The organism is Pseudomonas sp. SF2 (assembly GCF_036858055.1).
Lineage (GTDB): Bacteria > Pseudomonadota > Gammaproteobacteria > Pseudomonadales > Pseudomonadaceae > Aquipseudomonas.
The window spans coordinates 114,992-121,337 of sequence record NZ_JAMBDI010000025.1 but is presented as its reverse complement, the minus strand read 5'-3'; the positions used below and the strand labels follow the sequence as shown (position 1 = coordinate 121,337).

The window sequence follows — 6,346 nt, the reverse complement described above, 5'->3', positions numbered from 1 at the left end:
GGTGACGGGCATGGATGCCCGTCACCTCCCTCCGCAAGCCCTCTGCTCGGCCTCCTGAAGTCGCAATCGGCGGCGCCTGAACTATCGCGCGCTTAGAAGCAAAAGCAAAAGCAACGACAGTTGGATGGCTGCCGGGAACCTGGCGAATATCGCCGACCTCTCAGTTCCATAGGCCCTGTTAGGAGGACACCGCCCATGAAACACCTGATGCCTTGGTTATTGGCCGCCAGCCTGACTGCCTGCGGCGAAACCGCGCGGCTGGATGTACTCGATGGCAGTGGCCCAACCCCCCAGTTGCCTGCTCCGGTCAAGACTACCCTCCCCACCGTGAATATCGCTCCAGCAGTGGGCTGGCCCAAGGACGTCAAGCCCGAAGCAGCACCAGGCACCCAGGTGAAAGCGTTCGCCAGCGGGCTCGACCACCCTCGCTGGCTATACCTGCTGCCCAACGGCGACGTGCTGGTAGCCGAAACCAATGCCCCGCCCAAGCCCGAAGATGGCAAGGGCCTGCGCGGTTGGGTGATGAAGAAGGTGATGAAGCGGGCAGGCGCAGGCGTGCCCAGCGCCAACCGGATCACCCTGCTGCGTGACGCCGACCACGACGGCGTGGCTGAAATCCGCACGACCTTCATCGAAGAGCTCAACTCACCGTTCGGCATGGCCCTCGTCGGCAAGGACCTCTTTGTCGCCAACACAGACAGGCTGCTGCGCTTTCACTACGAGCCCGGAGCCTTGCAAATTCGCAATGAAGGCCAGCCGGTGGTCGAGTTGCCCGGCGGACCGCTCAACCACCACTGGACCAAGAACGTGATCGCCAGCCCCGATGGCAAGAAGCTTTTCGTGACGGTCGGCTCCAACAGCAACGTCGGCGAAAACGGCCTGGACAAGGAACAGGGGCGCGCCGCGATCTGGGAAGTGGACCCCACCAGCGGCCAGCACCGCCTGTTCGCCACAGGCCTGCGCAACCCTAACGGCCTGGCCTGGGAGCCAAACAGCGGTGCGTTGTGGACCGCAGTCAACGAGCGTGACGAGATCGGCAGCGATCTGGTACCCGACTACATCACCTCCGTGAAGGACGGCGGTTTCTATGGCTGGCCCTACAGCTACTATGGCAGTCACGTGGATGAGCGCGTGCAACCACCAGCGCCTGAAAAAGTGGCCCAGGCGCTGGTGCCCGACTATGCCGTGGGCCCACACACGGCATCGCTGGGGTTGGCATTCGCCGAACCGAATGGACTACCAGCGCCCTTCGACCAAGGGGCATTCGTGGGCCAGCACGGGTCGTGGAACCGCAAGCCACACAGTGGCTACAAGGTTATTTTCGTGCCGTTCGACCCGTCAGGAAAACCCTCGGGCAAGCCTGTGGACCTGCTTACCGGGTTTCTGGATGAGCATGGCAAGGCCAAGGGTCGCCCGGTCGGCGTAATCAACGATGGGTGTGGTGGCGTGCTGGTGGCCGATGATGTCGGTAATGTGGTCTGGCGAGTGAGCAAGGCGCCATGAGCCCGGCCAGCGCGCGCCCTGTGGGAGCGGGTTTACCCGCGAAGCGGACACCGCGGTGCATGGCACCGGCATTGCCGATGTTCGCGGCTGAAGCCGCTCCCACAGGAATATCCGTCAGGGGTTCTGCGCCAGATGCCCTTGCGGAATCACGCGCTTGGCCTGCAGGTAAGCCTTGGCCCAGTAGCTGTTGGACAGGTAGTCCAGGCGCACCGTGCCACCGCTGGAAGGGGCATGCACGAAGCGCCCTTCCCCGACATAAATGCCGGCGTGGCTGACCTGCGAGCCGCCACTGGTGGCGAAGAACACCAGGTCACCGGACTGCAGCGACTTGGCATCCACGGTCGGCGCGCGCATGACGATCATCTCCCGCGTCGAACGCGGCAGGCTTATGCCGGCAGCATCCCGGTAGACGTACTTGATCAGGCCACTGCAATCGAAACCGGAGTCCGGGGTGTTGCCGCCCCAGCGATAAGGCGTGCCCACCAGGCCGATGGCTCGCATCAACACGTCATCGGCAATCGGTGAAGGGCTGGGCTGGCTATAGGTAACCTGCGGCTGTACCACAGGGGCCGGCGCAGGAGCACGGCTGGAACAGGCAGCCAGCAAGGCTGCCAAGGAGATAAATGCGAAGCGCGCCATCTTTACCATGGCCAGAACATCCTGTCTGAGACCGCTGGGCCGCAGCCGAAAAGAGTTGAGAAATTAGATTAGACGCTTTCTATAAATGCGCACGGCGGCGAGCTTTTTTCAAAGCATCGCCGCCGCGGCAGGATATATCATTTTGCTATTAGTTGCGCGCGATATTGGTGGTCGGCGCCATGGCCAAGGCACGCTTGGCTTCGATGAAGGTCTTGCTCCAGTAACGGTCACCGAGGCTGTCGATGCGCACGCCACCGCTGCGGCGGCTGCTGGAGTGGATGAACTGGTTGTCACCCAGGTAGATGCCGGCATGGCTGACGCGGCCGCGGCCGTTGGTGCTGAAGAACAGCAGGTCACCTGGCTTGAGCTTGTTGCGGGCCACTTTCGGGGCATCGACGTTGATCATTTCACGCGTGGAGCGCGGCAGGGTCACACCCGCCTCTTCGCGGAACAGGTAGCCGATGAAGCCACTGCAGTCAAAGCCGGACTGCTCCGAGGTACCACCGAAGCGGTAGCGGGTGCCGATCAGCGACATGCCGCGCTCGAGAACGCTGTCAGCCAGAGCTGGCAGCTGGTAAGGCTTGCTGCTGGAGAAGGCCTCCAGGTCATCTTCGGTGGCCAGTTCTTCCGGCTCGCCGAATACCGACGAGGACGAGGCTTTGGCCTTGAACGCCGATTGTGCGGCGATGGGGTTGTGATCCTGAGGCTGCTGCTCTGAATGAGAAGCCGGGCCTTGGGCCGCGCAGCCAAAAAGCAGGGTCACGAGTGCGAGTGGCACGAGGGGTGCGAAGCGCTTCAGCATGGGCACGACCGTGTCTGTAATCCTTTAGAAGGGTGAAACTATGCCCTCTATCATGGCCATTTGCAAATTTTATCGAAAAAGATGTGACTTTTTTGTTTTGCCGCTCTGGCCCCGCGTTTTCGGGGTTACCAGCCCAGGGTTTCCTTGAGGAAAGGAATGGTGAGCTTGCGTTGTGCCTGCAGCGAGGCCTGGTCGAGGCGTTCGAGCAGGTCGAACAACGCACTCATGCTGCGTGCACCGCGGGTAAGAATGAAGTGGCCAACTTCGTCGGTGAGGTGCAGGCCACGACGCGAAGCACGCAGTTGCAAGGCACGCAGCTTGTCTTCGTCGGACAGGCCGCGCATCTGGAACACCAGGGCGAGGGTCAGCCGCGACTTCAGGTCCGGCAGCTTGATTGGCAGCTCGCGCGGCGATGCCGAGGCAGCCAGCAGCAAACGCCGGCCGCTGTCACGCAGGCGGTTGAACAGGTGGAACATGGCCTCTTCCCAGTCTGCCTTGCCGGCGATCACATGCAGGTCGTCAATGCACACCAGTTCGTACTGGGCCAGGTAGTCGAGCAGCTCTACGCCACGATCGAGCAACTGCGCCAGTGGCAGGTAGACGGCTGGCTCGCCGCGTTGCTGGAAGCGGTGGGTGGCGGCCTGCAGCAGATGGCTACGGCCAACACCTTGCTTGCCCCACAGGTAGATAAGGCTCTCGGTCCAGCCGGCGTCGGCTTCGCATAGCCGCTCGACGTAGCCCAATGCCGCAGCATTGGCGCCCGGATAGTAGTTGATGAAGGTGGCGTCATCGCGCAGGCGCACACCCAGGGGCAACTGGATCGGTGGTTTCATGCTCGCGGGCGGTCGACAGGACCGCAGGGGGCCTTTGGTGAACAATCTGCAAAGTCTATACCCGCAACGCGGGGTGCACAATCACGGCAGCGGATAGCACAAGTAAAATCAACGAGTTGCGCTTTTTTTGCGCTGTTTTGGGGCTGCTTTGCAGCCCTTCCATCACAACTCCGGGTCGATATCCCCGGCATACATGTCCGATTCCTTGTACAGGTCATGCACATGCCGCAGCAGCACCATGATCACAGCCGCCACCGGCAGCGCCAGCAGCACCCCGGTAAAGCCGAACAGCTCACCGCCGGCCAGGATGGCGAAAATCACCGCCACCGGGTGCAGACCGATGCGGTCTCCCACCAGCAGAGGGGTCAGTACCATGCCCTCCAGTGCCTGCCCGACCATGAACACGGCGATGATGCCCAGCATCGGGTACAGGTCGCCGCCAAACTGGAACAGGCCCGCCACCAAGGCTGCGCCAATGCCGATGATGAAGCCCATGTACGGCACGATGGCAGCCAGCCCGGCGAGCATGCCGATCAGCAGCCCCAGTTCCAGCCCCACCAGCATAAGCCCGGCCGAATAGATGATGCCCAGGGCCACCATCACCATCAGTTGCCCGCGCACGAACGCCCCCAGCACTTCATGGCATTCGCCCGCCAGGCCCATCACCTGCGGCTCACGCTGGCGCGGCAGCAGGCCGCGCAGCTTGGCCATCATCAGGTCCCAGTCACGCAGCAGATAGAAACCCACCACCGGGATCAGCACCATGTTGGCCAGCCAGGCCATCAGCGCCAGGCCCGAAGCGGTGGCATGGGACAGCAGCACACCGACGATATCGGTGGTCTGCCCCATGTGCGTGCCGATGGCGGCCTTGATCTTGTCGAATTTCCAGAAGCCGTCAGCCAGGCCCAGGCGGCTCTGCACCCAGGGCAATGCCACGTGTTCGAGCCAGTCGAGCATCTGCGGCGCCAGCTCGTACAGGCGCACCAGCTGCTTGGCCAGCAGCGGAACGAGCACCAGCAGCAAGGCCAGCAACAGCAAGGTGAACAGGCCGAACACCACCACCACGCCCCAGGTGCGCGAAAGCCCCAGGCGTTCCAGGCGATCCACCAGCGGGTCGGCCAGGTAGGCCAGCAGGATGCCGACCAGGAACGGGGTAAGAATGTTGTGCAGGCTATAAAGAAGCACAGCGACCAGCAGGGCAACACCCAGCCAGATCCAGCGACGTACGTCGGTCACGGTGTGCTCCCCTTACCAGCGAAAACGCAAGCCGTCGAACGGCTTGGGTGCAGGCTGGGCCGGCACTGGTTGCCCGCCCCCGGCAGCGTCTGCCGGAGCTGGCGTGGCCGGCACCGCAGGCACCTGCTCTACCGGTACTTCCTGCAGCTTGGCCAGGCCGAGCTGGGCGCGCAGCTGATCGCGGTTGGCGGTGACACCGTAGGTCAGGGTGCCGCCTTCAGCCATTTGCAGGCGCGGGCCAAAGGGTTCGAGCACGCGGGCAAGCTCGGCGTAGCGCTGCAGGTTCATCCCCTGCACTTGCACCTGCAACTGGCTGCTGGCACCCGGGCGGGTGACGTAGCGCGGCGCCAAGCGGCTGCTGAGCGCCAGCATCACGGCGTCAGCCAGCGCTGCCGGATCGGCGCCTTCGGCAGTGCCTTGCTCACGCTGGTCGCCCAGCCACAGCTGCCAATTGCCCTGCCACTTGCCATCGGCTTCCCGGGCATGCACCGCCAGCAAGGCATCGGCCCCGTAGCGTTCGGAGGCTTCCCGTAACGGGGCCGGGTCGCTGCCGTCGATGTGCTCGGCATTGGCCACCAGTTGCTCCTGCAGGTCGGCCAGCGGCAGGCGCAACGGCAGGCCACGGTGCTGGGCGGCACGGCGCAGGGGTTGGGCGCTGGCCTGGCCGTCACCGACAAGGTTACTGCCCTCGGCACTGTCGTTCAGCCACCAGCCGAGGATCGAGGGGCGGTTGCTGCCCCACAAGGCCAGGCCGGCCTTGCGCAAGGCCCGCTCGGTACTGCCAGGGTCGAACTCGACCAGCACCGACTCGGGTGGCCCGGCTTCGCTGCCAACCTGGTTGATGATTTGCTGCGGGTCCTTGCGCAACCCGGCCAATGCCGGGCTTTGCGCCGCCCTGGGGTCGCCGGTCAGGCGCGTTACCAGGGTATCGAGGGCCTTGGCGGTGGCCTCGGCACGGGCTTCGGCGCCCTGCCCGGTGACCGGCTCGCGCACCTGGTAAAGGCCGGAGACACTTTCAGCCTGGGCAGTGGCCGAGATCAGGGCCAGGCAACCGACCGCCAGAATATTGAAGAGACGCATGGAGGATTCCTGTCCACTTACCGCAATGCCTATACCTTATACACGGGGGCGCAAGGTAACCAGTCGCGAGGATGAAAGATTGGTTGCGGAGATTGCCGGGAAGTTGTGATGGATCTGGCAGGTGTCGCCTGCATGACGCAGCCCTTGTAGCGAGCACTCCCAACTTTTTACCCATTTTCATGCCCTGCCCGTCGGCCTGAGGATGGCCGCTGCCCGGCAACCCTGATAAAATCGCGCGCCTTCACAGACCACT

Annotated in this window: 6 protein-coding genes; 1 reads left to right on the top strand and 5 read right to left on the bottom strand. The window is 63.5% G+C overall.

The window, feature by feature from the left end; translation table 11 throughout:
* Nucleotides 1-195: 195 nt before the first annotated feature.
* Nucleotides 196-1,503 carry a PQQ-dependent sugar dehydrogenase gene (locus M2S36_RS16410; RefSeq protein ID WP_333957475.1) on the top strand — a complete coding sequence of 436 codons (1,308 nt, stop codon included), beginning with the start codon at nt 196-198 and terminating at the stop codon, nt 1,501-1,503.
* Between the two features lie 114 nt (nt 1,504-1,617).
* Here the strand turns inward: M2S36_RS16410 and M2S36_RS16405 are convergent, their stop codons facing one another.
* From M2S36_RS16405 to M2S36_RS16385, 5 genes are all read right to left on the bottom strand, one after another.
* Nucleotides 1,618-2,151, bottom strand: coding sequence for a C40 family peptidase (locus M2S36_RS16405; protein WP_207829325.1), 534 nt, complete (start codon nt 2,149-2,151; stop codon nt 1,618-1,620).
* A gap of 139 nt (nt 2,152-2,290) precedes the next feature.
* Nucleotides 2,291-2,944 (bottom strand): C40 family peptidase, encoded by a 654-nt coding sequence (locus tag M2S36_RS16400; RefSeq protein WP_063911548.1) that lies wholly within the window; start codon nt 2,942-2,944, stop codon nt 2,291-2,293.
* Between the two features lie 125 nt (nt 2,945-3,069).
* Nucleotides 3,070-3,777 (bottom strand): DnaA regulatory inactivator Hda, encoded by a 708-nt coding sequence (gene hda / locus M2S36_RS16395; protein WP_003252443.1) that lies wholly within the window; start codon nt 3,775-3,777, stop codon nt 3,070-3,072.
* Between the two features lie 162 nt (nt 3,778-3,939).
* The gene (locus tag M2S36_RS16390) at nt 3,940-5,013 is read right to left on the bottom strand and encodes an AI-2E family transporter (protein WP_207829327.1); all 1,074 of its coding nucleotides are present in this window, start codon (nt 5,011-5,013) and stop codon (nt 3,940-3,942) included.
* Between the two features lie 12 nt (nt 5,014-5,025).
* Nucleotides 5,026-6,093 carry a DUF2066 domain-containing protein gene (locus M2S36_RS16385; RefSeq protein WP_241106338.1) on the bottom strand — a complete coding sequence of 356 codons (1,068 nt, stop codon included), beginning with the start codon at nt 6,091-6,093 and terminating at the stop codon, nt 5,026-5,028.
* Nucleotides 6,094-6,346: the final 253 nt, after the last annotated feature.

Excerpts from the sequence above, each read along its gene's own strand:
- M2S36_RS16405 (WP_207829325.1), bottom strand. The coding sequence starts at position 2,151 with ATGGTAAAGATGGCGCGCTTCGCATTTATCTCCTTGGCAGCCTTGCTG.
- hda (WP_003252443.1), bottom strand. The coding sequence starts at position 3,777 with ATGAAACCACCGATCCAGTTGCCCCTGGGTGTGCGCCTGCGCGATGAC.
- M2S36_RS16385 (WP_241106338.1), bottom strand. The coding sequence starts at position 6,093 with ATGCGTCTCTTCAATATTCTGGCGGTCGGTTGCCTGGCCCTGATCTCG.
- M2S36_RS16410 (WP_333957475.1), top strand. The coding sequence starts at position 196 with ATGAAACACCTGATGCCTTGGTTATTGGCCGCCAGCCTGACTGCCTGC.
- M2S36_RS16400 (WP_063911548.1), bottom strand. The coding sequence starts at position 2,944 with ATGCTGAAGCGCTTCGCACCCCTCGTGCCACTCGCACTCGTGACCCTG.